Origin of the sequence: Thiovibrio frasassiensis (assembly GCF_029607905.1) — a bacterium.
Classification (GTDB): Bacteria; Desulfobacterota; Desulfobulbia; order Desulfobulbales; family Desulfurivibrionaceae; genus Thiovibrio; species Thiovibrio frasassiensis.
The window spans coordinates 2,665,913-2,687,307 of record NZ_JAPHEH010000001.1 but is presented as its reverse complement, the minus strand read 5'-3'; the positions used below and the strand labels follow the sequence as shown (position 1 = coordinate 2,687,307).

Here is a 21,395-nt window from a genome sequence, read left to right as displayed (position 1 = left end):
TTAGGGCGCACTCTCGTCAGGCACGGTCTCTTTCTCATCCTCTTCCGGGGTAGCCTTGGTCAGGGTGGTCAGGTAGATGGCCCCTTTTTCGATCTGGTCGGCAATGCGCCGCACATCGCTCATCAGGTCGATGAGCGACACCATTAGCCCCACCGGCAGAAGGTTCTTGGTTCCCGCCTTGAGCAGGCTTGATTTGAGGTGGCGGTACATTTCCTCGGTTTCCTGAAACAGCGCGGCACACTCCTCTGGCGCATAGTCTTCCTTGGCCACATCGGTCAAATCAAGCAGTTTCACCACATGCTGTTTGTACAGACCTATCTCCTGGGCGAGGGCTGTATTCGCCAACAGGCGGCTCTGTTGCTGCATCTGGGCAATCCGCAGGGACACGTCCGCAACTTCGCGGTAGTAGCTGGTGACCCGCAGGGCATTGGGCAGGACATGGTCGAGTTCCTCCGGCAGGTTGCCCCTCCGGATCAGGTTGATGAAATTTCCCACCTCGATCTCCAGTTTGAGCAGAACCTGACGGTCGGTGTCAAGTTGGAGGCTGGGACCGGATTCGCTGCTTATAGCGCCCTTGGCCATGCGGCGGGCAATGTTGCCGATCCGTTCAATTTCCTTGGCCAGGGCATGGAAGGCGAGCACCGGGGTGGCGGCGATATTTTTGTCCAGATAGAGGGGGAGGGCCTCGTTTTCTTCATGGGAGCGGAACCACCCCTTGAGCTGTTTTGCCAAGCTGCGGCTAAACGGCCACATCAGGCAGACCCCGAGAATGTTGAAGACGGAATGGAACAGGGCCAGCAGGAAGGTGGCGTTGCCTTGTACTTGCAAGAGCTCGGGGAAGATGGTCAGGAGCTTAAGGAGAAATGGGAGCAGCAGAAGGGCCACGCCGCCGGTTACCAGGTTGAAGATGACGTGGGCCGTGGCGACCCGCTTGGCATTGGGGGTGGCGCCCAGCGCAGCCAGAGCGGCGGTAGAGGTTGAGCCGATGTTGGCGCCGATAACCAGGACGGCCCCGCTGTCAAAGGGGATGAAGCCTCCGGCCGCGGCGGTGAGGGTGATGGCAATGGCCGCGCTGGAAGACTGCATGGCCACGGTGAGCAGAAAGCCGAGGGCCAGGAAGGCGAAATTGCTCCCCACCCCCCCGCCGAGAAGAGCGAGGGGCAGGTTGACGCCTGTCCCGATAAAGGTGGTGCGAAGCAGGTCGATGCCCATGAAAAAAACACCGAAACCGGCAAGCGCCTCGCCGATGGCGCCGGCGCGGCTGTTGCCCTTGCTGAGGCGCAGAAGCATGCCAAAGCCGATGAGGGGCAGAGCAATGATTTTGATGTCGAATCGAAAGCCGACCAGGCTCACCAGCCAGCCGGTCATGGTGGTGCCGATATTGCTCCCATAGATAATGGTGATGGCCTGCATGAGATCCACGAGCCCGGCGTTGACAAAGCCGATGGTGGCCACGGTCACTGCGCTGGAGGATTGCACCAGGGAGGTGATGAGGGCGCCGGAAAGGATGCCCTTAAGCGGCGTCGCGGTGGAGCGTTCCAGAATGGCGCGCAGGGTGTTGCCTGCGGCGATCTTGAACCCCTCGGTCATGAGCTGCATCCCGAGGAGAAAAAGACCGATGCCCCCGATAAAACTGCCAAGGCTGGAAAGGTTCATGCCATGCGCTCCTTTTTTTCACAGGATGTTTTGTCCTATCATACCTGGAGTACGAGGGATCGGCAATTGCTTGATGATATTGAAAATATTTCCTGCCCCCCGTTTGCTCGGTTGGCCAGGAGTTTTTTCCTTGGAGCCGGGAGTGCCCTTTCTGTATGATAAGAGCTGCCTGCCCGTGTCTCCCGAAGCGAACAGCAGAACGGTTCGCTTCATAACAGCCAGTCAAAAAAGAGCGGTTTACAACCATGCACACCCAGCGCAGCAGCGGCCTCCTTCTCCATCTCACCTCCCTGCCCGGCCCTTTTGGCATCGGCACCCTGGGCAAGGGGGGGTTCGAGTTCATCGATTATCTGAAGGCGGCCGGTCAGTCCCATTGGCAGATCCTGCCCTATGGCCCGGTGACCGAGATCTCCGGCAATTCCCCCTATATGAGTCTCTCCGCCTTTGCCGGCAACCCGTTGCTCATCGATGCAGCGCAGCTTGTTGGCGCAGGCTTTCTGCGGCCGGAGCAGGTGGAGATCCCCGCGACATTTTCCGAATACCTGGTCGATTTTTCCGCTGTGCGTGATTTCAACGAGAAGATCCTGGCCCGCGCTTTTCTTGCCTTTCGTGCGGCCGGAGCGTCATCCCCCTTCGCCGCTTTCTGTCAGGCCATGGAGTGGCTGGACGACTATGCCCTCTTCATGGCGCTGCGGGAGGAGTTTCATTTGCAGCCCTGGTTTGCCTGGCCCGAGGATATTGGCCGCCGCAAGCCGGAAGCCCTTGCTTTGTGGCGGGAAACCCTGGCGGAACGCATCCTCTTTCATAAGTTTGTCCAGTTCTGCTTTTTCTCCCAATGGCAGATCCTCTGGGATTACGCCCATTGCCATGGCATCCGGCTCATCGGCGATATCCCCATCTATGTCGCCCTGGACAGCGCCGATGTCTGGGCGAATCAGGAGTGCTTTCTCCTTGATCGCGAAACCGGGCAGCCAACCCATGTGGCCGGCGTGCCTCCTGATTATTTCAGCGATACCGGCCAGCGTTGGGGAAATCCGCTTTTTAAGTGGTACAGCGATCGGGGGGTGCTGAATGCGTCCCTGCTCGCCTGGTGGGGGCAGCGGTTCCGCCATATCTGTCAGACAGTGGATGTGGTCCGGATCGATCATTTCCGCGGCTTTGAGGCATACTGGCAGATCCCGGCCAGTGAGGAAACCGCCGTCAATGGGGAGTGGATCAAGGGGCCGGGATTGCCATTTTTTAACGAGATGAAAAAACATCTCGGTGCGCTGCCCATCATCGCCGAAGACCTGGGGGTTATCACCCCCGAGGTGGAATTGCTCCGCGACAACCTCGGCTTTCCCGGGATGAAGGTGCTGCAGTTCGCCTTTGATTCCGACGAGCATAACGCGTATTTGCCCCATAACTATACGACGGTCAATTGTGTGGTCTATACCGGGACCCACGATAACGATACCACCCTGGGCTGGTATTTCAGCGATACGGTGATGCAGAGCAGTAAGGCCAGGGCCCTGCGTTATGCCCATAGCCAGCCGGGCAGCGCCATCCACTGGGATTTTATCCGTCTTGCCTATGGCTCGGTGGCCGATCTGGTTATTGTCCCGCTCCAGGATGTCTTGGGGTTTGGCAGCGATTGCCGGATGAACATCCCCGGCACCTCCGAAGGGAACTGGCGCTGGCGGTGCGCGGCCAGATTTATGAACGATACCGCGGCACGAGCGTTACGCGATGAGGTGGTGTTTTATAACCGGCGGCCTGCCGCACCTGTTGTTTCTTGTAATAAGGGGAAATAAGATGAAGGTTCTGGCCTTGAGCGGCAGCCCGCGAAAAAAAGGGAACTCCGAAACCTTGCTCCGCACTGTCTTGCAAGGGGTGGCGGCGGCTGGGGGCGAGATAGAGATGATCCGTCTCTGCGATCTCCGTATTCAGCCCTGTATCGGTTGCGGCGGCTGCGACAAGGCAGGGGAATGTGTGCTGGAAGACGACATGCAGGAGCTGTATCCGAAGATCCTTGCCTGCCAGCGGCTGATTCTTGCCTCGCCCATCTATTTTTACGGGATCACTGCCCAGGCCAAGGGATTTGTCGACCGCTGCCAAGCGTTGTGGAACAGGAAACGGCTGCTCACCGAAAAAGGAGAGTGGCGCAAAGATCCAAGCCGTAAGGGTTTTTTGCTGGCGGTATCCGCCACCCACGGGGAAAGGGTTTTTGAGGGCGCGATTCTTACGGCCAAGTATGCTTTTGACGCCATGGGCATGGGCTATGGCGGTGAGTTTCTCGTTAAGGGCATGGATGGCCGCGGGGACATGGCAAAGGACGCGGCCACCCTGACCCGGGCGGAAGAGGCGGGGAGAAAATTTATGGATTGAAACAGGATGGTTGCGATGTTTTCCCCTGGTTGGAAGAGCATAGGCGCGGAATAAAAGATTGACAAATTCCCTCCCATCATTTAGATAATGGCGCACAGCATGGCCCCTTCGTCTAGTGGTCTAGGACGCTGGCCTCTCACGCCGGTAACACGGGTTCGAGTCCCGTAGGGGTCACCAAGTGAGAATATAAGGAGTTACGTCATATGACGTAACTCCTTTTTTCGTTTTGGGGGCGGCGGCCAGTGCGCTTTTCCGGCAATCGTGCGTTGTTGGTTCGAGAACCCGGGGGAAAAATCTCCGTGGAATACAGGGGGGAAGATGTGATAGGCTGATTATGAACCGAGATCCCCATCGGCGAGACCGGGTGTTTCGGTCGAAGGGGTCGGGATTGAGAAGCGGAGCGGAAGGTCTCGGGCGGATGACCCGAGCCGATGCGCAGCGGAGGTTTTTCCATGGCGACAGTGCTGATGATCATTGCCCCGGAGCGATTCAGGGATGAGGAGCTGTTCCTTACCCAGGCGGAGCTGGAAAAGGAGGGGCATAAAACGGTGATCGCCAGTCTGGTCAAGGGGGTTTGCCCTGGTTCGCTTGGCAGGGCGGCCACCGCCACCCTTACCCTGGCCGAGGTGAAGGGTGCTGCATACAAGGCGGTGGTTTTTGTAGGGGGGCCCGGCTCCAAGCTCTATTTTAGCAACCCCGAGGCCCTGCGGATTGCCAAAGAGTTCTCTGGCCAGGGCAAGGTTGTGGCGGCCATCTGCGTGGCCCCGGTAATCCTGGCCAATGCTGGCTTGCTCGCGGGCAAGCAGGCCACGGTTTTCTCCAGTGAGATCAAGGGGATTGAGGGCAAGGGCGCGCATTACACCGGGGCAGAGGTCACGGTGGACGGTAATCTGGTCACCGCCGATGGTCCCAAGAGCGCCCGCTTGTTTGGCCAGAAAATTGCCGAACTTTTGCAACGGTCCGGCACCCCAGAGAAATAGTCAAAGAAAGAAGAACGGCGCGCATCAAGCTATCGGGCGATCGGGAGGAATGAGACTATGCCTATTGGAGAGTTTTGCAACCGAGAAGTCGTTTTTGCCACCAGAACAACCAGCATCATCGAGGCGGCGGAACTCATGCGCCGGTATCATGTGGGCGATCTGGTGGTGGTGGATGAGATCGCGGGAAAACGGGTGCCGGTGGGCATGGTGACCGACCGGGATATCGTGATCGAGATCGTGGCCAAATCCTTGCCGGTTGCCGACTTCAGCGCAGGCGAGATCATGGGAGGGCAGCTCGTCAGTGTGCAGGAAACAGCGGGGGTGGTGGAAACCATTCGCCTCATGCGGGCGCACGGCATCCGCCGTATCCCGGTGATCGGTCAGGATGGCGGCTTGGTGGGGATCATGTCGGTGGATGACCTGCTCGATCTTCTCGCCGAGGAGCTTGCCGCGCTGGCCAAGGTTGCCCCCCGCGAACAGGCCCGTGAAGCCCGAACCAGGGAGCGCTGAAACCGATTTGTCCCGGACTTTCGGCCTTGTCCCGAGGCGGAAAAATAAGAGAAACCTCCCCCCTGTCTTGTTTTGATTCTGGAGCTGGCAAAGCAAAATGGCGCTGCTTGAGATAAAAAACCTTTCCTTTCAGGTGGACACGACAAAGATTCTCGATGACTTTTCCCTCTCGGTTGAGGCGGGAGAGGTCCATGCCCTGCTGGGTACCAACGGCACCGGCAAGAGCACCCTGGCCTATCTCATCGCCGGCTGCGAGGGATACCGTCCCACCTCCGGGACGATCCTCTTTGCCGGTAAGGCCATCCAGACCTCTAAGATCCATGAAAGGGCGCAACTGGGCATCACCATGGCCTGGCAGGAGCCGGTACGATTTGAAGGCATCTCCGTGGCCCAGTATCTGACCCTGAAGCAGAGGGATCTGGACCCGGCCCCCTACCTTGCGATGGTCGGTCTTGAGCCCGGCCGTTATTTGGCGAGGATGGTGGACCGATCGTTGAGCGGCGGGGAAAGAAAACGGATTGAGCTTGCCTCCATCCTGGCCTTGCATCCCAGGCTCGCCATCTTCGATGAGCCCGATTCCGGCATCGACATGCTCTCCATCCAAGACATCATCAATGTGATCGCCGCCTGCAAGGAACACGGCTCGGCGGTGCTGCTCATTACCCACCGCGAGGAGATTGCCCTGATTGCCGACCAGGCGTCGCAGATCTGCCGGGGGAAAGTCGTCTGTTCCGGAACTCCGGCAGAGGTGGCGGCATATTACAAGTCGCGGCAATGTTCGGGTTGTGCAACCGAGGTATGTGTCGATGAACGCCCTTGAGCAATTAATGAAGGCCTTCGGCAATGCCGGCGGTGACCGGGCGATCCTGGCGGACAGCGCCACTGCCCATCTGGTCGCCGACGGGCATACGATCTTGAGCAGTCGGGAGATCGAGGGAATCGAGGTCGAGGCGCAGGCAACCGCGTCGGGGATCAGCGCCAAGGTCAGGGTGCGGCAAGGGGTGCGGCTCAAGAACCCGGTCCATCTCTGTTTCGGCGTTCTCCATACAAGGGGGAGTCAGAATATCCAGATGGAGGTGCAGCTTGAAAAGAATGCCGCCGCCTCGTTTATCGCCCACTGTATCTTCCCCGAGGCTGAGCAGGTGCTCCATACCATGGATGCGGCGATCGATATCGGGGAAGGCGCGGAAATGCGCTATACTGAGATCCACTTCCACGGCAGGCATGGCGGGGTTGAGGCCATCCCCAAGGCCCTTGTCAGGGTCGGAAAAAACGGCAGATATTTGGGTGCGTTCACGCTGATTACCGGCCGGGTCGGCAGGCTGGCCATTGATTACGCGGTCCAGGCGGAAGAAAATGGCGTGGTCGAGTTGCTGACAAGGGTCTTCGGCCATGGGTCCGATGCCATTGTGATCAAGGAAAAGGTGGTGCTGGCCGGAGAGAACTCCCGGGGGCTGATAAAAACACGGGTTGCGATCGAGGATGAGGCAACGGCGGAGATAACCGGGATCACGGAAGGCAATGCCGCCGGGGCCAGAGGGCATGTGGACTGTCTGGAGATTGTCAAGGATCATGCCGTTGCCAGCGCCAGCCCGGTGGTGCGGGTGACCAACCCCCTGGCCAAGGTGACCCATGAGGCGGCCATCGGCAGCGTGGACAAGCGGCAGCTTGAAACCCTCATGGTGCACGGACTCACGCCTGAAGAGGCCGTGGAGGTCATCGTCAAGGGGATCCTGCGGTGATAAGGGCAAGCTGGGCCGGCCCACAGGCAAGGACCTCTCCGGGGAATAGCGTTTCCTCGCGGCACCTTAAGGAGACCCCATGCGTCTGAGCGAACGCCGCAAAGAGGGAGCCTTCTACTTTGCGGTGCAGCACACGGCAGGGGAGGTGGCCGGCGGGGAGGTGGAGATCGCGGTCTTTGCCGCCGTCCCCGAAGGGGAGGGGGTTCTGCTCCTGCTCCGCAGCCTGTATTTTGACGAGCAATCTCTTGGCCATATCGACAACTTCTGCAAGGAGTTCGCCTACGACCCCCATTACCGCAAGCTCTGCCTCTACGGTGCCGCCCATTGGTGCCGGGTGGCCCGGCTATACGAGGCCAACGCCCGGATCCTGCAAGACGAGCAGCCCGTTGGCCCGGCCGCCCTGGAAAAGAATTGCCGGGAGCTCTTCCACTTGCTGCGCCGCGATCTGGTCCGGATTGAGTCCAGGCCAGAATACCAGGCGGAGATGGCCCGGGTGAACCGCGGCGCCGAGGAGGCGCTGCAGGAGGCGCTCGGCCTGCTGGCAAGGATCAAGGGGCTGAAGGTGGTCTCGGCCTGCCAGGGTTCCGGCATGCTGCAGTTTGGTGAGCGGCGGCTCTATCTCCCCTCCTGCCATGGACCCAAGGCGAGCATCGTTATGGAGCACTTCCCGCACTCCCTGAAAAACCATCTGCAGAGCGGGCCCTTGGGGCAGCAGCATCTCGCTCTTTTCGAGGAAAACCGGCTCAGCGCCGACCATCCCGCCCACAACCCGCGTTTCATCCGGCTGCTCACCGCCTCTCTGCATCCCTTTTTGCAGAAACATCCGCATACCTAAGCCCGCCCATTCCTCCCGATGACAGGGGCTGTATTCTCCTGTATAGTGGCTCCATGAATCCAGCATCTTCCCCAACCGTCACGGCGGTCTATGCTTTCGACCGCACCACCGAGCTCAAACGCCCCCTCTTCGCCTGCCGCGTTTCCGCGGGGTTTCCCAGCCCGGCGGACGACTACATCGAGGGCAGGCTCGACCTCAACGAGCTCATGGTGGCTAATCCCGCCGCCACCTTCTTTGTCAAGGTGGCGGGCGATTCCATGCTCGGGGCCGGCATCCATCACAACGACATCCTGGTGGTGGACCGCTCGCTTACGCCGACCAGCGGCAAGGTGGTGATCGCGGTGCTCGACGGCGAGCTCACCGTGAAACGGCTGGTCATGCAGGGAGAGAGCATCTGCCTCAAGGCCGAGAGCCCCGATTACCCGGACATCCACATGGCCGAAGGAATCACCTGCGAGATCTGGGGGGTGGTTGCCTACGTGGTCCACGCCCTTTAGGCCCGCGCATGCCCTCCCTTTTTGCCCTGCTCGACTGCAACAACTTCTACGTTTCCTGCGAACGGTTTTTTAACCCCGGGCTTGCGGACCAGCCGGTGGTGGTGCTCTCCAACAACGACGGCTGCATCATCGCCCGCTCCAACGAGGCCAAGGCCCTGGGCATCCGGATGGGGGAGCCCTATTTTAAGTGCAAGCCCCTGCTCGAGTACTACCGGGTCCGGGTCTTTTCCTCCAACTACGCCTTATACGGCGACATGTCCCAGCGGGTCATGGAGGTCCTGGGACGGCTGGAGCCCGAGGTGGAGGTCTATTCCATCGACGAGGCCTTCATCCGGCTGCCCGCGACGGGTGAGGAATCCCTGCGCCGTCTGGGGACCGAGATCCGGGGCACGATCCGCCGGGAGACCGGTATCCCGGTTTCCATCGGCTTCGCTCCCACCAAGACCCTGGCCAAGCTCGCCAACCGGATGGCCAAGAAGCAGGTGGAGCATGGCGGGGTGTTCGGACTCCTGCCGGAGCACGATATCACCGCGTTCCTCAAGGATATCGGGGCAGGGGAGGTGTGGGGCATCGGGTCCCGCTCCGCCCAAAAGCTGGCCGCGCACAACATCCGCACCGCCTACGACCTGAGCCGGGCAGACGAGCGCTGGCTCAAGAAAAATCTGAGCATCACCGGGGTTCGCACCATGTACGAGCTGCAGGGCATCTCCTGCTTTCCCCTGGAGGAGATGCCGCAGCCCAAGCACTCCCTCGCCTGTTCCCGCTCCTTCGGCGCTCCGGTGCGCGAGCTTGGCGAGATGCACGAGGCCGCGGTCTCCTATGTCTCCCGCGCCGCCGAGAAGCTCCGGGCGCAACGGCTCAAGGCCGGCTGCCTCACCCTCTATCTCACCACCAACCGTTTCCGCACCGATCAGCCCCAGTACGCCAACAGCCGCACCGTCTCCCTGCCGTGCCCCACCGCCGATACCGCCGAGCTCATCATCCAGGCAGGCCGCTGTCTCAAGGAGCTCTTTCGGGAGGGTTACGTCTACCAGAAGGTGGGGGTGGTGCTCAGCGATCTGCTCCCCGAGCATCTTCACCAAGCCAACCTCTTTGTCACTCCCAGTCCACACCGCGACACCCTCCTGCAGGCCCTGGACCGCATCAACCTCCGCTGGGGCAAGGACACGCTCCAGTACGCCTCCGCCGGCTTCAGCAAGCAATGGCATCACAGGCAGGAGAGGAAATCCCCCTCCTACACCACCAGCTGGCGGGAGCTTCCGGTGGTGCGGGCGTTCTGACCCATCAGTATCATCCCTCTACGTTATAGGTTGTGCCTGGTTTTAGTAGTTGACAATCATTGGTCTCGCATGTGATGCTCCATGTATGCGTTTGGTTGGCCGCGAGGAAGTTTGCGGATAAAAAAAGTCTTTTTTGGGCCAGACAAACTGACGTGTGAGAAACTATATAAATAGGCAGCGGAAAGGGGGTGATACAACTTTTTATTAAATTGAATGCATAATTTGAGAAATGCAGGGAAATTTTCATTTTGAAAAGGAGGCTTTGAAATGAATAAAAAAAAATTAGAAGCACTAAAATCATTGGGAGATATGAAGATTTCTGCAAGTGAAATCGCTGACGCACGTATTGATTTTGCTAAAAGTAAATCTTCTTGCGATAAATGTAAGAAAATTTGTAAATGGATAATTGAAAAAGCTGCGGCAACAGGTTCGTGTGCAGCAGGCGCAGCGGCTTTAGATGGTATATTTGCTCTTGCAGATATTGTTTTTGTTGAAGCGGATGAAATTTTGGTCCCTTTGGAAGTCGTGATTAATGTCGCTTGGGGGACTGTGTGTGGTGAGATCGGAGTTAAGGTGCTGGGTAAAGAGGCGGATAAATATGCGAAAATATGGTGTCAACAGGCGAAGATCTGCTGAGTTGAATTTTTAGTCAAAATGTAGAGCGGTAATTGCTTAACCACTGCACAAATGCAATATGAGGAGGGCAGATTTATTTGTGATAAATAAATCTGCCTTTTTTTTGTTTCTGAATATGCCTGATAGAAATGGGGCAGTTCACTTCGGTCTGCTCCCTGACCATCTCCATCATCTCTCCCCTTGGTTTTCCTGCGTGGATGCGGCGAGAATCTCCTTGCGGAGCCGGGTGTGCAGATAGAGGCTCTCCAGCTTCTCTCTGGCCCAGGGGGTCTTGCGCAGGAATTTGAGGCTCGATTTGATGCTGGGATCCTTGGTAAAGCAGTTGATCGTAATCTTTTCCCCCAGCTTTTCCCAGCCGTAGTGTTGCACCAGTCGGGTGAGGATCATCTCCAGGGTGATGCCGTGCAGCGGGTTGCTTGTCTGGTTTGTGCTCATGCTACGTCCTTTGTGGGTTCGCCTTTCTTGCCGGTGAGCAGGTTGAGGATCAGGCGGATCAGCAGATCCTTCTGCTTGGGGTCACTTTCGGCAACCAGCAAGGCCAGGGCGACCAGGGCATTGTCGTTAAAACCGGATTGTTCCAGCAGGCTGTTTTCTCTGAGGAAGAGCAGAAAGAGAAAGGAGCCGATTCGCTTGTTGCCGTCGCTGAACGGATGGTCCTTGATGACAAAGTAGAGGAGATGCGCAGCCTTTTCCTCTACGCTTCCGTAGAGATCCTGGCCGCCGAAGGTCTGGTCCAGGTTGCCGAGGATGCCTTGGAGGTGCTGGTCCCGCTCCTGGCCGAACAGCTGCGAAGCCTCGCCCCGGGCAAGGAGATCGTCCTTGAGCGCACGAATGGATTTTCTGGTTTGCTCATAATCAAGGGGCTGCCGGGAGGGATGACGTTCCTTGGGCAGTTCAAGTCGGTCTTCATCGTACTGCAGGAGCAGCGACCAGGATTTGGCATATCTGCCGACCACCTCCAGAACGGCCTTGCCCTCCTCGCTGAGGGTTTCATGTCGTGCCAGGGTCCGGGTCAGGAGCGCCAGGGTTTCTTTCATTTCGGCGAGGCCCTTTTCGGCCAGGCGTCGCTCGTTGGCCGTATAGCCCTGGATGAGATGCTGTTTTAAAACCCTGCTGGCCCACTGGCGAAAACGCACGCCGCGTTTTGAATTCACTCGGTAGCCAACTGAGATAATTACATCCAGATTGTACCAGTCAACATGTCTTGTGACCTCACGGTTGCCTTCAATTTGAACCGTTGCATTTTTTGCAACAGTTCCCTCTCGTTGCAGCTCGCCAGAAGAGAAAATTGTCCCCAGATGCCTGGAAATAACAGATTTATCTCTGGCAAACAGCTCGGCCATCTGGGTTAAGGTCAGCCACACCGTCTCTTCGGCAAGATGAACCTCAAATGAGGCCTGGCCGTCATCAGACTGGTAGATGATTATTTCGCCCTGTTCGGGTTGGTGTTGCTCTTTCATTCCGCCTTCTCCAGACTACGCTGGGTTGCTGTGCCGCCATCCGAGGATCTCGCCTGCTTTGCTCCATCATAAGCCGGTTTGCTTCTTTTTGCCAGAGAGGAGAGGGCGAAACCGTTCCGGCCATCCTGCACAATTTTCCTGCGCGAGGAGCGCCCCGCTCAAATTTTGCCGCTCTTGTGGGCGATGTACACCACATGCCTGCGCCCGCCCCTCCCCGGGCGTTGCCGGTTTACGCTGAAACCGGCCGCCTGCAGCCTTTTTTCAAAGGCTTGATCCGGGTCTTCGGCCCAGACCGCAAAGACCCCGCCCGGTTTCAGGGCGGCCCGGCTTAAGGCCAAGGCCTTCTTGCCGTACAGATAATCCCCCCTGCCCTGGTCCCCCTCGTAGGGGCCTTCGTAGAGGTCGAGGATGATGGCGTCAAACCGCTGCTCCTTGCCCTGCTTTGCCGCCTCGGAAATGACCTTGGCCACATCGCTAATCACCACCCTGACCCGGGGGTCGTCCACCGCCCCGCAGGTGAGTTGGGCAATGGGTCCCCGGCACCAGGTGACCATGATCGGGTTGAGCTCCGCCACCACCACCTCGGCATCGAGGGGGAGATGATCCAGGGCCGCCTTGAGGGTGAAGCCCATGCCCAAGCCGCCCACCAACACCCGGGGCTGCTTGATTTCCTTCAGCCCGGTACAGGCCAGCTCCGACAAGACGATCTCGGACATATTGGCCGAGGAGTTCATCAGTACCCGGCTGTCGATGGTGATCAGGAAATCCTTCTCGCCCCGCTGCCGCAGATCGAGGAGCCCCTCATCCGTTTCAATGCTGTCAACCACATGCCAGGGTTGCGCCATTTACGATTCTCCTATTTTTTTCTGATTGCCAAGCAATACCGGTAGCCAGAGCAATATGCGTTATGTTTCTGTTCATTTCTTTGCGTGCCCAAAGAAACGAACCAAAGAAAGGGCACCCTGTGTCCCTCGCCGTGTAATCAAGTCACACTGCTGTCCCGCCATGGGCGGGATACCCGGCGCTCCTCAAGGCTGCCGGGGCTTTGCAAACTCGGCTTTGCCTCAAACAGTGCAAATCCCCTTTTCGGCAGCCTCTCCGGTGCTCGGCGGCGTGCCAATGGGAGTTTAACAGCTATGAAAGCAAAGAATTTGATTGAGATTGCTCGGTAAGCAGAATCTTTTTGACTCGGCCCACCGCCCCGCTTTCCAGGCGGACCTTGATGCCGTGGGGATGGGTGGGGGATTTGGTCAGGATATCCTTGACCACCCCCTCGGTGAGGTTGCCGGTGCGCTGGTCCTCTTTAAGCACGATGCAGACCCGCAGCCCGGGCTTGATCTCGCTGCGCGGGATGCTGCTCATGGCTTGCCTGCCCGTTGGATCAGGGTCAGCAGCTCGGGAAAGGTGTCGCCATAGTAATGGGGCGTGGTCTGCCCCGGGCTGCTCGGGTTTTCCTGGTTCACCCCGTAGGCAAGCCCCTGTTCGGTGAGCACCTTGTACTTTTTCATCTTGCCCGCATACTTCGAGCTGGGCCGCTCTTTTTCCGCGAGCAGGCCGAGGGAGACCAGGATCTTGTTCGCCTTGACCGTGGAGATCTCCACCATATGCTCTTTGAGCAGATTGGTGAGTGAATCGGTTTTTTCCACTGCTGCCTCCTTCAAAGTTCGCTCCGGAAAACGCCCGCCGGAGCTGCGACCATCTTGTCTTTATCTTCAGCCGCCCTGGCCCAAGCCCTCCGCCATAAGCAGACTCTCCAGGCAATGCTCCCGGATCCCATAAAACGCCTTGATCTCCCGGATCTGCTCCAGCCGCTCCGCCTGTTTGCTCACATCCCCCGTCTTCACCCCCAGGATCATCTTGTTCTTGCTGGTGTGTTCCAGGGAGACGAACTCAAATATCTGGGTCTCGTAGCCCGAGGCCTCCAGGAGCAGCGCCCGCAGGGAGTCGGTGACCATCTCCGCCTCCTGACCCAGGTGGATGCCGTGCTTGAGCATGGGCTTGAGCAGGGGAGGGCTGGTCATCTGGGGGCGGATCTGCTTGTGGCAGCAGGGGGCGCACATGATGATCGAAGCGCCTGAGCGGACGCCTAAATGGATGGCGTAATCCGTGGCCATGTCGCAGGCGTGCAGGGCGATGATGATGTCGATACTCTCCGGCGGGAAGCTGCGGATATCGCCCTGGGCAAAGGAGAGGTCGTCGAGTTTGAGCTTGCGGGCCGCCTTGCTGCAGAGATTAACGAGGTCCTCCCGCAACTCCACCCCGGTCACGCTGGGCTTGAGCCCCAGACCAGCGCGCAGATACTCCTCCATGGCAAAGGTGAGGTACCCCTTGCCCGAGCCGAAATCAACCACCCGCAGCCGCTTTTTTTCCTTGAGCTTGGCGGCGACGATGGCGTGGTCGAGAACCTCGATGAACTTGTTGATCTGCTTCCACTTGCGCGCCATGGAGGGAAGCAGCTGGTGCTGCTGATTGGTGACCCCAAGCTCCCTGAGAAAGGGGGAGGTAAGTTCGAGAAACCGCTCCTTCTCCCGGTCGTGTTCCTGGAGAGGGACACTCCTGCCAGAAGCTTTCCCCTGCTGCAGGGTGCACTTGCCCTTCTTGTTTATGGAGAGCTGGATATCCTCACTCACCGTTTGCAGATGGAGATTGTTGAAACTGGTAGCAAAGAGGTCGCGGAGGGTGGCAATCCCCGCCGGGATGGGCAGGTTCTTGGTGATGTCCTTGCTTTGGTAGCGATAGAGAAAGGAGAGGCACTCCCCCTCTTTCAAGGTAAGGCGGCGAACAAAGAGCCGTTCCAGCCCGGGCTCCGCGCCATGGTATTTCCCCAGCACCATTTTGACAAAGGTGTTGTGGCTCAGGCAATCCTCCAGCAGGCTGAAAAAAAGTTCCCGCTGGTTGTCTCTCTCCTTGGGGACGGTTTCCGTTTCAGTTATCTCAGTCATCATCATGCACCATTATATAAGATTCCCAAATAATCTCAGTCGGGTCTTTTAGTTTCATCGCAGTTACAATCCCATTGGCCCGCCGCCGAGCACCGGAGAGGCTGCCGAAAAGGGGATTTAGGTAAGCGGAGCCACAACGTGGCGAAGACTCCGACTGTTTGAGGTACCCCGAAGGAGCATAAACTCCGCGAGTTTGCAAAGACCCGGCAGCCTTGAGGAGTACCCGCAGGGCATAAACTCCGGGCATCCCGCCCACGGCGGGACAGCAGTGTGACTTGATCACGCGGCGAGGGACACCGGGTGCCCTTTCTTCGCCGCTTCGCTGCTGGTTCGTTTCTTTGTACCCTGACGGGCATAAAGTTCCGCAAAGAAATGAACAGAAGAACAAACTATATCACTTGTGCTGCTGAGATTGCAGCGTACTCAGGAAAAACTAAGGGAACAAGCCCCTCACCCTTCTTTAAGAGAAAGCGCAATCCTCTTCCGCAACGCATCAACCTCCAGCACCCGCACCATTACCTGCTGCCGCACCTTGACCACCTCGCCGGGCTCCTTGACATAGCGGTCGGCCAGCTGGCTGATATGGATCAGCCCGTCCTGGTGCACGCCGATATCGACAAAGGCCCCGAACTTGGTCACGTTGGTGACCAACCCCGGCAGCCGCATGCCCACCTTGAGATCAGCGATGGAGTTGACCTCCTCGCTGAAGGCAAAGGTGCTGAAGGTGGCGCGCGGGTCGCGGCCCGGCTTGGCCAGCTCCCCCAGGATATCGTTTAGGGTCGGCAGCCCCACCGTCTCGCTGACATAGCGGCTGAGCTCGATCTTCTCCCGGAGCTCCGGGAGCTCGATAAGGTCCGCCACCTTGCAGCCGCAATCCTTGGCCATCTGTTCCACGATCCGGTACTGCTCCGGGTGGACCCCGCTTGCGTCCAGGGGATTGGCCGCACCCCGGATCCGTAAAAATCCGGCGCATTGCTCAAACGCCTTGCTCCCCAGGCGGGGCACCTTGAGCAGCTCAGCCCGGCGGCTAAAGGGGCCGTTTTCGTTGCGGTACTTGATGATGTTTTGGGCCAACACCGGACCCAGGCCGGAAACATGGGCCAGCAGCTCGGCGCTGGCAGAGTTCAGCTCCACCCCCACCCGGTTGACGCAGCTGGCCACGGTATCGTCCAGGCTCTTTTTCAGGGCCGTTTGGTTAACATCGTGCTGGTACTGGCCCACGCCGATAACCTTAGGGTCCAGCTTCACCAGCTCGGCCAGGGGGTCCTGCAACCTTCGGCCGATGGAGACCGAGCCGCGCACCGTCAGGTCGTGATCGGGAAATTCCTGCCGGGCAATCTCCGAGGCGGAGTAGATCGAGGCGCCGCTCTCATCCACCATGGTGATGATTATCTCGGGAGCCAGCCCCAAGGAGCGGACAAAGGTCTCGGTCTCCCTGCCCGCGGTGCCGTTGCCGATACCGATGGCCTCGATCCGGTATTGTCGGCAGAGTTCGGTTACGATCTTGCCGGCTTCCCGGCTCTGCGCCTCGGAGAGGGTGGGGTAGATGGTGGCGTGGTGCAGGAGCGTGCCCTGTTCGTCCAGGCAGACCAGCTTGGCCCCGGTGCGAAAGCCGGGGTCCAGGGCCAGGACCCGTTTGCGCCCCAGGGGCGAGGCAAGAAGCAGCTCGCGGAGGTTGTCGACAAAGACCTGGATCGCCTCCTGGTCCGCCCGTTCCTTGAGCTGGGAGCGGAGCTCGTTTTCCAGCGACGGGGCCAGGAGCCGTTTGTAGCTCTCCTGCACGGCAAGCTCAACCTGTTGCGCTGCCGCAGTGGTGCCCATGACAAATCGCCTCCGCAACAGCTCGCAGGGTGCCTCTTCCGGCGGGCGCACCGCCAGGGTCAGCACCTTTTCGTTTTCCCCCCGCAGCATGGCGAGCAGCCGATGGCCAGCCACCTTGGCGGCCGGTTCCTGCCAGTCGAAATAATCGCGAAACTTAGCGCCCACCTCCTGGTTCTTTTTCACTACCTTCGAGACGATCACCCCCTTGGAGGTAAAGAGATGCCGCAAAGCGGACCGGGCGGCAGGATCCTCGTTGATCCATTCCGCGATGATGTCGCGGGCTCCATCTAAGGCCTCGTCCGCAGTGGCGACCCCTTTGGACGGGTCGATGAAGTGTTCCGGCTTAAGCGGAGTGTTGTCCTGGCGGAAGATGGCGCGGGCCAGGGGCTCCAGCCCCTTTTCCATGGCGATGATGCTTCTCGTCCTGCGCTTGGGGCGGTGCGGCAGGTAGAGATCTTCCAGGACGGTCAGGTTGGCGGCCCCAAGCAGGGCCTGGTGCAGCTTGGGCTCCAGCAGCTCCCGTTCGCTTAAGGATCCGATGATCGCCTGCCGCCGCTTGTCCAGCTCCGCCAGTTGCAGCAACCGGTCCCGGACCGCGCTGATCTGGATTTCATCCAGCAACCCGGTGGCCTCTTTCCGGTAGCGGGCGATGAAGGGGACCGTGGAGCCGTCCGCCAAGAGGGCGGCCACGGCCGCCACCTGGGTGGTCTTGATCTTCAGCTCTTGGGCAATGATTTCCTGGTGTTGGTTCATGGTTGCTTTTGTATTCATATTTGCGCAACAGCGCCAATTGTTTTTTGCCTTTTCGTGCCTGAGCTCTTTTTTGCTGTCCCTCGCCCCCCCCATCATATCACTTTGCATCCCCCAGCGAATATGGTCAAATACCGGACACCAATTCGTTCGGGTTTGGCTGAAATAAAAACAAAACGCTGCCTTTGCCGGCGGCTGAAACAGAGAGCAAGGAAACGCACATGGCAAACCCGTTGCAGGAACAGCTGCTCAAGGCAGGGCTGGCCAGTAAAAAACAGGCCAAGAAGGCCGAGCACGAAAAACGGATCAGCCGCAAGCAACACGACGGCAACCCTCCTGTCGCAGCCAGCAACGCGGCGCGGGAAGAGCAGGCGGCCAAGGAGCAGCGCAACCGCGAGCTCAACCTCCAGCGCGCCGAGGAGACCCGGGTCAGGGAGCTCAAGGCCCAGGTCAAACAGCTCATCGAGACCAACCGCCTGCCCCAGGATGGGAGGGGCGAGCCGTACCACTTTGCCGAACTCAACAAGATCAAGCGGATCTTCGTTTCCGATGAGATGGCAGATCAGCTCAGCCGCGGCCAGCTGGCCATTGTCAGGCTCGGCACCGGCTACGAGGTGGTGCCGGCCAAGGTGGCCCGCCAGATCGCGAGCCGGGACCAGGCGGCGGTGATCGTTTTTCATGAAAAGGTTTAGGAACCGGCAGCGCACTTGGGAAGGAATCCCGCCCCTGCTCCCATTACCCATGGCCCGGTTGAGGTGAGGCGTGTCAGAACATAAATCCATCGGTCTGGACGAAGAAGGTATCGATGTACCCTACGAGCGGCTCGACCCGGAAACCTTGCGGAATGTGATCGAGGAGTTTGTCACCAGAGACGGTGCGGATTGGGGGGAGGCCGGCGGTACGCTGGAGGAGAAGGTGGGGCAGGTCATGCAGCAACTGCGCAGCCGGAAGATTAAGATCGTTTTTGAGCTGAATTCGGAAACAACGAATATTGTTGTCAACCGCTGAATTGCGACTGAGCCCTTACAACCAAACGCCTAGTGTGACATTCAAGGCGGGAATCGTTTCCCATGCAAACCATACGAGGTGCGCTGTGACATCCCTCTTTTTCCCCGTCCCATTATGTCCCTGATTACCCTCTGGCTGGAAAGCCTGCTCACCCCCTGCCCCCGCTATCTCCGGCGGATGGGTTTTCTCCGTGAACAGCTGGCCATTGAAGACCGTTACCAACGCAACCGCGCCAGCTGGGAGCCGCATCTTGCGCGCAGTCGCAATGCCATCCTCGCCGCGGCCGATGGTTGTACCCAGCACCGCACCGTCCTGATCCTGGGGGGCGGGTTGATCAACGACGTGCCCCTGGCCGAACTGGCCGAACGTTTTCAGCAGGTGGTCCTGGCCGATATCCTGCATCTGCCCCGCAACCGTCGCAAATCCAAGGCCGTGGCCCCCAATATCACCTGCCTTGATTTCGACTGTACCGGAGCAGTGGAGAAACTGTACCAAGCAGGCAACAGACTTGCCGACGAAGCGGCGATTACCCTGTTCCGCCAAGCCTCGCCAAGCCTGCCCGCCGATCTTGCCGCAGGCTGCGACCTCGTTGTTTCTGTCAATCTTGCCTCCCAGCTCGGCTCCCTGCCGGCCAAGTGGTTAGCAAAAGGGCGTCCCCGGGACGATGATTTCCCTCTGCACCTCCGCCGGGCCGCAGCGCTGCGCCACCTCGAATGGCTACAGGGTCTGCCCGGAGTGCGCCTCCTCATTGGCGACCGCGCCATGGTGGTACGGGGCTTGGATGAAAGCGAGGTGGAGCGGGAGGTTATTCTGGGGGAGGGGGATCTGGAGTCCCCAAATGATAGCTGGGTTTGGCGTTTCGCCCCGGCGCCGGAATGGAATAGGCGGTATCATCTGGAACTGGAGGTTGGCGCCTATGCGCTTGGGGGGCACCCCTTGCGGCCGGACGATGATGTCACCGGAAATTGAAAAAATCGGCACAGACGCTCCGTATTCTTTCTGTATTGGTATAGAGGGTAAAACCTGCTAGGATAATCCGGCAATAATGGATGCAGTTAAAAAATGAGCTGGGGGCGGGTATGGCGAGGCGGAGAAGGCAAAGCGTTTTTGAGGATATTGTTGAAGTCGCCTCAAAATTACCGTGGAAGGTTGGCTTGGCTCTGGCGCTGGTATCCTATCTGGTTCTGCATGCGGTTGCGGGGATTCAGGTTGACCAACCGGCCAGTGTCGGGATCATGGGAAACTTTATGCTCAAACAATTTGTTGTGACGTTTGCCGCCTTCGGGCAGGTGCTTCTGCCTTTTTGTTTTCTGATCGGGGCGGGGTGGTCTTTTTTTAAGCAGCGGGAAAAGGAACAGATCTAAAACATCGCAAAGCCGGGGGCGAATGCTCCCGTTGTCTGCAATGGTGGGCGATACTGGGATCGAACCAGTGACCCCTGCCGTGTGAAGGCAGTGCTCTCCCGCTGAGCTAATCGCCCTATCTTTTCTTGAATAATAGTGCATTCCGCCGCCGGTAACAACCGAACTTTGCTGCCGAATAAAAAATAGGGATTGGTTTCAATTCTTTTGGCAGGAATTAAGTATTGTGTCCCCGGAATTTGATTTTGATCTGGGGATAGACAGGAATTGCGCAAGGTGTCCCGGGAAATCCTCATTGCCCATGTCGGCCGAGGTGACGAAATGAGTAAAAAATTGTTGCCGCCGAGTGAAGGTGAAGTGCTCATCTATCAGACCGATGACGGCAAGCTGAAGCTCGATGTCCGGCTGGAGAACGAGACAGTCTGGCTCACCCAGCAATTGATGGCCGAACTGTTTCAAACCACTCAGCAGAACATCAGTCAACATATTCAGAACATCTATTCCGAGGATGAGCTTGCCCCTACGGCAACTCACAAGAAATTCTTGTCGGTTCGGCAGGAAGGTTCTCGCCAAGTTCAACGCGCTCTGGATTTCTATAATCTCGACATGATCATCTCGGTGGGCTACCGGGTCAAGAGCCTGATCGCCACCCGTTTCCGCATCTGGGCCACCCAGCGGCTGAAGGAGTACATCGTCAAGGGCTTTGTCATGGACGATGAGCGGTTGAAGAACCCGCCGGTGCCGGGTTCCCCTGTGCCCGATTATTTCGATGAAATGCTGGCCCGCATCCGCGACATCCGGGCCAGCGAGCGGCGCATGTATCTGCGGGTGAAGGAAATCTTCGCCATGGCTGCGGACTACGAACCGAGCCGGCCCGAAGCCGCCAAATTTTTCAGCATCATCCAGAACAAGCTGCACTTCGCCGCCACCGGCCTGACCGCCCCCGAACTGGTCCGCGCCCGCGCCGATCATCTGCTGCCCAACATGGGGCTCACCAATTGGAAGGCGGGCGAGGTGCGCAAGACCGACGTGACCATTGCCAAGAACTATCTGAGCGAAGAGGAGATCGACGAGCTGAACCGCATCGTGGTCATGTGGCTCGATTTTGCCGAGGATCAGGCCCGACGACGCAAACAGGTGTTCATGAAGGACTGGGAGCAGAAGCTTGACGACTTCCTCCGCTTCAATGACCGGCGGGTGTTGCCCAATGCCGGAGGGGTGAGCCGGAAGACCGCTGAAGAGCATGCCGGTGCCGAATATGAACAATTCGCCCAACGCCGCAGGGAAGACAAAGAAAGCCAGGGAGAGGCGGAATCGATCAAGCAACTGGAGGCAGCGGCCAGGCAACTGACCGAGGGGAAAAAACCGGTTGGGAAAACGAGAGGCCGCAAGTGAAATCCCAGGCATCTCCGCAAGACAAGGATTCCGGGGTGGAGTGGCGGGAGGATATCCCGACGGTTTTTATTTGAGCAAATTCAAAAACAAAGAATATGGGGGATGTCCCTGATTTTCCCCTCAGAAGATCAGTATTCTTTCGGTATTGGTATAGC

The 21,395-nt window shown here is 58.6% G+C and carries 23 protein-coding genes and 2 tRNA genes; 16 read left to right on the top strand and 9 right to left on the bottom strand.

What is annotated here, in order from left to right; translation table 11 throughout:
* Positions 1 to 1,656: a Na/Pi cotransporter family protein gene (locus OLX77_RS12550; protein WP_307633952.1), complete on the bottom strand. Its 1,656-nt coding sequence runs from the start codon at positions 1,654 to 1,656 to the stop codon at positions 1 to 3.
* Between the two features lie 245 nt (positions 1,657 to 1,901).
* Between OLX77_RS12550 and malQ the strand changes: the two genes are divergently transcribed.
* From malQ to OLX77_RS12495, 11 genes are all read left to right on the top strand, one after another.
* Positions 1,902 to 3,449, top strand: coding sequence for a 4-alpha-glucanotransferase (gene malQ, locus OLX77_RS12545; protein WP_307633951.1), 1,548 nt, complete (start codon positions 1,902 to 1,904; stop codon positions 3,447 to 3,449).
* Between the two features lies 1 nt (position 3,450).
* Entirely contained in the window at positions 3,451 to 4,023 is a 573-nt protein-coding gene (locus OLX77_RS12540; protein ID WP_307633950.1) for a flavodoxin family protein, read from the top strand.
* Between the two features lie 101 nt (positions 4,024 to 4,124).
* Positions 4,125 to 4,200 (top strand) — tRNA-Glu (locus OLX77_RS12535).
* A gap of 275 nt (positions 4,201 to 4,475) precedes the next feature.
* Entirely contained in the window at positions 4,476 to 5,003 is a 528-nt protein-coding gene (locus tag OLX77_RS12530; RefSeq protein WP_307633949.1) for a DJ-1/PfpI family protein, read from the top strand.
* Positions 5,004 to 5,060: 57 nt separating this feature from the next.
* Positions 5,061 to 5,513: a CBS domain-containing protein gene (locus OLX77_RS12525; protein ID WP_307633948.1), complete on the top strand. Its 453-nt coding sequence runs from the start codon at positions 5,061 to 5,063 to the stop codon at positions 5,511 to 5,513.
* Positions 5,514 to 5,610: 97 nt separating this feature from the next.
* Entirely contained in the window at positions 5,611 to 6,333 is a 723-nt protein-coding gene (locus tag OLX77_RS12520; protein ID WP_307633947.1) for an ATP-binding cassette domain-containing protein, read from the top strand.
* Positions 6,320 to 7,255: a SufB/SufD family protein gene (locus OLX77_RS12515; RefSeq protein WP_307633946.1), complete on the top strand. Its 936-nt coding sequence runs from the start codon at positions 6,320 to 6,322 to the stop codon at positions 7,253 to 7,255. The genes OLX77_RS12520 and OLX77_RS12515 overlap by 14 nt, the downstream gene beginning before the upstream one ends.
* Positions 7,256 to 7,334: 79 nt before the next feature.
* On the top strand, positions 7,335 to 8,090 hold the full coding sequence (locus OLX77_RS12510; RefSeq protein WP_307633945.1) for a hypothetical protein: 756 nt from the start codon (positions 7,335 to 7,337) through the stop codon (positions 8,088 to 8,090).
* Positions 8,091 to 8,143: 53 nt separating this feature from the next.
* Complete coding sequence (locus OLX77_RS12505) at positions 8,144 to 8,587, top strand: LexA family protein (protein ID WP_307633944.1); 444 nt, start codon at positions 8,144 to 8,146, stop codon at positions 8,585 to 8,587.
* Positions 8,588 to 8,595: 8 nt separating this feature from the next.
* Positions 8,596 to 9,867, top strand: a complete 1,272-nt coding sequence (locus OLX77_RS12500) for a Y-family DNA polymerase (RefSeq protein ID WP_307633943.1) — start codon at positions 8,596 to 8,598, stop codon at positions 9,865 to 9,867.
* Between the two features lie 267 nt (positions 9,868 to 10,134).
* Complete coding sequence (locus OLX77_RS12495; RefSeq protein ID WP_307633942.1) at positions 10,135 to 10,503, top strand: hypothetical protein; 369 nt, start codon at positions 10,135 to 10,137, stop codon at positions 10,501 to 10,503.
* A gap of 168 nt (positions 10,504 to 10,671) precedes the next feature.
* On the opposite strand, the gene OLX77_RS12490 is transcribed toward OLX77_RS12495, so the two are convergent.
* From OLX77_RS12490 to OLX77_RS12460, 7 genes are all read right to left on the bottom strand, one after another.
* Entirely contained in the window at positions 10,672 to 10,938 is a 267-nt protein-coding gene (locus OLX77_RS12490; RefSeq protein WP_307633941.1) for a VF530 family protein, read from the bottom strand.
* Entirely contained in the window at positions 10,935 to 11,963 is a 1,029-nt protein-coding gene (locus OLX77_RS12485) for a virulence RhuM family protein/type II toxin-antitoxin system death-on-curing family toxin (RefSeq protein WP_307633940.1), read from the bottom strand. Before OLX77_RS12485 ends, OLX77_RS12490 begins: the two co-directional genes overlap by 4 nt.
* Positions 11,964 to 12,121: 158 nt before the next feature.
* Complete coding sequence (locus OLX77_RS12480) at positions 12,122 to 12,808, bottom strand: spermidine synthase (RefSeq protein WP_307633939.1); 687 nt, start codon at positions 12,806 to 12,808, stop codon at positions 12,122 to 12,124.
* 289 nt (positions 12,809 to 13,097) lie between these two features.
* A complete protein-coding gene (locus OLX77_RS12475; protein WP_307633938.1) occupies positions 13,098 to 13,325 on the bottom strand; it encodes a YwbE family protein in 228 nt (75 codons plus the stop codon).
* Positions 13,322 to 13,609: a hypothetical protein gene (locus OLX77_RS12470; protein WP_307633937.1), complete on the bottom strand. Its 288-nt coding sequence runs from the start codon at positions 13,607 to 13,609 to the stop codon at positions 13,322 to 13,324. The genes OLX77_RS12475 and OLX77_RS12470 overlap by 4 nt, the downstream gene beginning before the upstream one ends.
* Before the next feature lie 66 nt (positions 13,610 to 13,675).
* Positions 13,676 to 14,905, bottom strand: coding sequence for a class I SAM-dependent methyltransferase (locus OLX77_RS12465; RefSeq protein ID WP_307633936.1), 1,230 nt, complete (start codon positions 14,903 to 14,905; stop codon positions 13,676 to 13,678).
* 450 nt (positions 14,906 to 15,355) lie between these two features.
* On the bottom strand, positions 15,356 to 17,497 hold the full coding sequence (locus tag OLX77_RS12460) for a Tex family protein (RefSeq protein ID WP_307633935.1): 2,142 nt from the start codon (positions 17,495 to 17,497) through the stop codon (positions 15,356 to 15,358).
* Positions 17,498 to 17,697: 200 nt separating this feature from the next.
* Here OLX77_RS12460 and OLX77_RS12455 point away from each other — a divergent pair, with 200 nt between their 5' ends.
* The 4 genes from OLX77_RS12455 to OLX77_RS12440 all read left to right on the top strand — a co-directional run bounded on the left by OLX77_RS12455 (position 17,698) and on the right by OLX77_RS12440 (position 19,848).
* A complete protein-coding gene (locus tag OLX77_RS12455; protein WP_307633934.1) occupies positions 17,698 to 18,168 on the top strand; it encodes a DUF2058 domain-containing protein in 471 nt (156 codons plus the stop codon).
* A 70-nt stretch (positions 18,169 to 18,238) separates the two neighbouring features.
* Positions 18,239 to 18,484, top strand: coding sequence for a YheU family protein (locus tag OLX77_RS12450; RefSeq protein WP_307633933.1), 246 nt, complete (start codon positions 18,239 to 18,241; stop codon positions 18,482 to 18,484).
* Positions 18,485 to 18,598: 114 nt separating this feature from the next.
* Complete coding sequence (locus OLX77_RS12445; RefSeq protein ID WP_307633932.1) at positions 18,599 to 19,453, top strand: hypothetical protein; 855 nt, start codon at positions 18,599 to 18,601, stop codon at positions 19,451 to 19,453.
* Positions 19,454 to 19,563: 110 nt separating this feature from the next.
* On the top strand, positions 19,564 to 19,848 hold the full coding sequence (locus tag OLX77_RS12440; RefSeq protein WP_307633931.1) for a hypothetical protein: 285 nt from the start codon (positions 19,564 to 19,566) through the stop codon (positions 19,846 to 19,848).
* 41 nt (positions 19,849 to 19,889) lie between these two features.
* Here the strand turns inward: OLX77_RS12440 and OLX77_RS12435 are convergent.
* Positions 19,890 to 19,964, bottom strand: a tRNA-Val gene (locus OLX77_RS12435).
* Between the two features lie 202 nt (positions 19,965 to 20,166).
* Between OLX77_RS12435 and OLX77_RS12430 the strand changes: the two genes are divergently transcribed.
* Positions 20,167 to 21,240: a virulence RhuM family protein gene (locus tag OLX77_RS12430; protein ID WP_307633930.1), complete on the top strand. Its 1,074-nt coding sequence runs from the start codon at positions 20,167 to 20,169 to the stop codon at positions 21,238 to 21,240.
* Positions 21,241 to 21,395 lie beyond the last annotated feature (155 nt).

What these genes read in the sequence shown, in the direction of transcription:
- OLX77_RS12445 (WP_307633932.1), top strand. Translation starts at nt 18,599, where the DNA reads ATGTCCCTGATTACCCTCTGGCTGGAAAGCCTGCTCACCCCCTGCCCC.
- OLX77_RS12525 (WP_307633948.1), top strand. Translation starts at nt 5,061, where the DNA reads ATGCCTATTGGAGAGTTTTGCAACCGAGAAGTCGTTTTTGCCACCAGA.
- OLX77_RS12485 (WP_307633940.1), bottom strand. Translation starts at nt 11,963, where the DNA reads ATGAAAGAGCAACACCAACCCGAACAGGGCGAAATAATCATCTACCAG.
- OLX77_RS12490 (WP_307633941.1), bottom strand. Translation starts at nt 10,938, where the DNA reads ATGAGCACAAACCAGACAAGCAACCCGCTGCACGGCATCACCCTGGAG.
- OLX77_RS12465 (WP_307633936.1), bottom strand. Translation starts at nt 14,905, where the DNA reads ATGACTGAGATAACTGAAACGGAAACCGTCCCCAAGGAGAGAGACAAC.
- OLX77_RS12540 (WP_307633950.1), top strand. Translation starts at nt 3,451, where the DNA reads ATGAAGGTTCTGGCCTTGAGCGGCAGCCCGCGAAAAAAAGGGAACTCC.
- OLX77_RS12500 (WP_307633943.1), top strand. Translation starts at nt 8,596, where the DNA reads ATGCCCTCCCTTTTTGCCCTGCTCGACTGCAACAACTTCTACGTTTCC.
- OLX77_RS12480 (WP_307633939.1), bottom strand. Translation starts at nt 12,808, where the DNA reads ATGGCGCAACCCTGGCATGTGGTTGACAGCATTGAAACGGATGAGGGG.
- OLX77_RS12510 (WP_307633945.1), top strand. Translation starts at nt 7,335, where the DNA reads ATGCGTCTGAGCGAACGCCGCAAAGAGGGAGCCTTCTACTTTGCGGTG.
- OLX77_RS12460 (WP_307633935.1), bottom strand. Translation starts at nt 17,497, where the DNA reads ATGAATACAAAAGCAACCATGAACCAACACCAGGAAATCATTGCCCAA.
- malQ (WP_307633951.1), top strand. Translation starts at nt 1,902, where the DNA reads ATGCACACCCAGCGCAGCAGCGGCCTCCTTCTCCATCTCACCTCCCTG.
- OLX77_RS12430 (WP_307633930.1), top strand. Translation starts at nt 20,167, where the DNA reads ATGAGTAAAAAATTGTTGCCGCCGAGTGAAGGTGAAGTGCTCATCTAT.
- OLX77_RS12505 (WP_307633944.1), top strand. Translation starts at nt 8,144, where the DNA reads ATGAATCCAGCATCTTCCCCAACCGTCACGGCGGTCTATGCTTTCGAC.
- OLX77_RS12495 (WP_307633942.1), top strand. Translation starts at nt 10,135, where the DNA reads ATGAATAAAAAAAAATTAGAAGCACTAAAATCATTGGGAGATATGAAG.
- OLX77_RS12440 (WP_307633931.1), top strand. Translation starts at nt 19,564, where the DNA reads ATGGCGAGGCGGAGAAGGCAAAGCGTTTTTGAGGATATTGTTGAAGTC.
- OLX77_RS12455 (WP_307633934.1), top strand. Translation starts at nt 17,698, where the DNA reads ATGGCAAACCCGTTGCAGGAACAGCTGCTCAAGGCAGGGCTGGCCAGT.
- OLX77_RS12550 (WP_307633952.1), bottom strand. Translation starts at nt 1,656, where the DNA reads ATGAACCTTTCCAGCCTTGGCAGTTTTATCGGGGGCATCGGTCTTTTT.
- OLX77_RS12520 (WP_307633947.1), top strand. Translation starts at nt 5,611, where the DNA reads ATGGCGCTGCTTGAGATAAAAAACCTTTCCTTTCAGGTGGACACGACA.
- OLX77_RS12475 (WP_307633938.1), bottom strand. Translation starts at nt 13,325, where the DNA reads ATGAGCAGCATCCCGCGCAGCGAGATCAAGCCCGGGCTGCGGGTCTGC.
- OLX77_RS12530 (WP_307633949.1), top strand. Translation starts at nt 4,476, where the DNA reads ATGGCGACAGTGCTGATGATCATTGCCCCGGAGCGATTCAGGGATGAG.
- OLX77_RS12515 (WP_307633946.1), top strand. Translation starts at nt 6,320, where the DNA reads ATGAACGCCCTTGAGCAATTAATGAAGGCCTTCGGCAATGCCGGCGGT.